Annotated in this window: 2 protein-coding genes; one reads left to right on the top strand and one right to left on the bottom strand. The window is 42.4% G+C overall.

Annotated elements, in window-relative coordinates; all coding sequences use genetic code 11:
• Window positions 1-159 precede the first annotated feature (159 nt).
• Window positions 160-786 carry a TetR/AcrR family transcriptional regulator gene (locus PX636_RS17020; protein WP_002797360.1) on the bottom strand — a complete coding sequence of 209 codons (627 nt, stop codon included), beginning with the start codon at window positions 784-786 and terminating at the stop codon, window positions 160-162.
• A 534-nt stretch (window positions 787-1320) separates the two neighbouring features.
• Between PX636_RS17020 and PX636_RS17015 the strand changes: the two genes are divergently transcribed.
• Window positions 1321-2552 (top strand): hypothetical protein (locus PX636_RS17015; RefSeq protein WP_288117977.1); only part of this gene is annotated, 1232 nt, incomplete at its 3' end.

Here is a 2552-nt window from a genome sequence, read left to right as displayed (position 1 = left end):
GCCGATCCCCCCTTAGTCCCCCCTTTAATCCCCCCTTAATAAGGGGGGCATCTGATAATTTTTAACGCCTACCTACTTAAGTAAGCTAAAACGGATTTTAACCGCCTATCTTTAGATTAGCTGTCTCGGAGTCTCGACTAGGAAATTAATTTTGCACGACTACTTAACTAACACTCCATTCAGAAAAATTTCGGCAATACCTTCGGCCATTTCTTGTAAAGCTAAGGGGGAAGCATTACTATCTAAAATAGTTTCACTGGAAAAACCGGCAATTGCGAACATTCCTAGAAAAACCTGGGCGACAATTTTCGGATTCATGGGACGATAGACACCACGATCGATCGCTGTTTGAAAAAAAGCCTCGGCCACATCGGTCATTTTAGCAATTACCTCCGATTGAATCCGCTCTTTTAATTCGGGGTGAAATTGTGCCTCTATAAAACAAACTCGCAATAAATCGCTATTTTCTCGCATTCTCAACACCCTACGTCGCATCACCTGCGCTACCGCTTTATAACTGCCCATTTCGCTCAATTCCGTCAGCAAGTCGGTGAGAATATCCACCCATCCCCTAGTGGCCACTTCGATTAAAATCGCCTTTTTGTTGGGAAAATAACGAAATAAAGTTCCTTCTGCCACATTTGCGCTTCCTGCTAGGTCTTTGGTCGTGGTTCCTTCATAACCCTTAGCGGCAAATAAACGTAAAGCGGCCTGTAGAATACGACTACGGGTATCTTCTTCCCCAGAATTGGTCTCAGCTAGGGAACGTCGAAAAAGACTTTGCATAATTATTGACAGCTAGAACGGGATAGAGCCATTGTCATCGATCAAGTCAGGTGTTTACTCAAATGCTTCATAAAATTTTGAGTAATTGGGGTAACTTGGCCTTTAACAACGAGCGCACGAGCTTGACAATGGGCTAAGTTCTCGGCCAAGATAACCGAAAGATTTTCATTCTCCCAGATAAAGCCTAGTTCTAGCTCCAAATGCTAGGGCAAAACGTTGACACTTGCTCCCCTATCAATCAAACCTTACTCCAGACTGCCGAAAAACATCGTCAGTGCCAGGCTGTAACCAGTATTTTCCACCATTTTTTACTGTCTCTAAACTATTATGGAAAACTACAGGCCGCATCCCCCTTAGGCATGAGTATAATTATTCATTGATGAAGTTGTGAGAAAATAGAGAGAAATACAAGGAAAAAAGCCATGCTAGGGATACCCCTGCAAGAAAAAGCCCAACTAGAGAAATATCTCCTGGAAACCGCCAAAATTCTCTGAAAATATACCGAACCAGAAAAGCTCAACGACTTCGAGAATAATGAAAAACTTTCTAGACTCAACCAACCGAGGGGAAAAAAATAATTTCCTCATCCCCCTTGCCTATATCCTAGGAATAGCCCTCCCCTTTGTTTTAGTCTATTTTCTCCCCATTTACCACGTTACCGATACTTTCCTCTTTAGTAGATGGGGGGATTGTCTCGCAGCAGGTACAGTATATATGGATTGTCCTCCCAAAGTCCCCAACTATCCTAGTATAGGCATACTGGCAAGTGGCGGAGTAATTGCGGCGATAAAATCCCTATTGGGAATTAGCGAAAAAACCGAAGCTATCTACTACTTCCGTTTTTACCTAGCGTTTGTTGACGCTCTCAATTTTCTCCTTCTTACCTACCTAGCAAGAATCTTAAAATTCAAACGCCCCGTAATCATCGGTTTCAGTATTACCCTAGTGCTATTTCTGTGGGCGGCAGGTTCTCTCTGGGGACAGATTGACAACGTAGGCTTATTATTTTGCCTCCTGGCTACCATTGCTTTCTTCCAATCTTGGAGTGAGAAAAACACCCTCCTCAAAAATATCCTCTGGTTTCTCCTCGGGATGTTTAGTTTAGTCCTATTCATTCTCACTAAACAACTCTTTATTTTTTCCCTACCCTTTTTTGCCCTAGTTATCCTGACCACAGGTTACAAATTCCAGCAAAGATACCAGACTAAAGGCTTAATCTGGCTGGGAGCAACTCTACTTTTAAGCCTCGGATTTTTCCTCTACCTAGATAGCTTATTTGCAGTTCCCCTCAGACTGATTCAGTCTAGTTTCCTCTTTGTCTTAAAATCTGGTAGTGGTCACGGTGATAAAATCTCAGGAAATGGCTTTAATATCTGGATATTTCTCGGTTTAGAACCCCGCGCTTCCTCCCGAGTACCTTTTATGGATTTGCAACTAGGTAGCTGGAAAAAAGGTATCAGTCCTTACCAAGCAGGGCTTTTACTCTATGCTGGTTTCATGGGTTTTCTTCTCTGTACGGGTTTAATCAAGATTTGGCAAATTCTCAGAACCAAAACCGAGGCGATTAGCCCTAAACATAATCCTACCTATTTAATGGTACTTCTCTGCCTTTTCCATGGACTAAGTTACCTAGGTTTTAATATTCTTCTCAGTGGCACTCATCAGCGCTATCTCTATATAGGTTATCCTTTTATCCTGATCAGTATTATCTGGCTCTACTATCAGGATTTCCTAATATCCAGACGCGCCCTACTCGCCTCTTTATT

This window comes from Microcystis sp. M53598_WE2 (assembly GCF_030067735.1).
GTDB classification, from domain to species: Bacteria; Cyanobacteriota; Cyanobacteriia; order Cyanobacteriales; family Microcystaceae; genus Microcystis; species Microcystis aeruginosa.
This window is presented reverse-complemented; position numbering and strand designations above follow the sequence as displayed.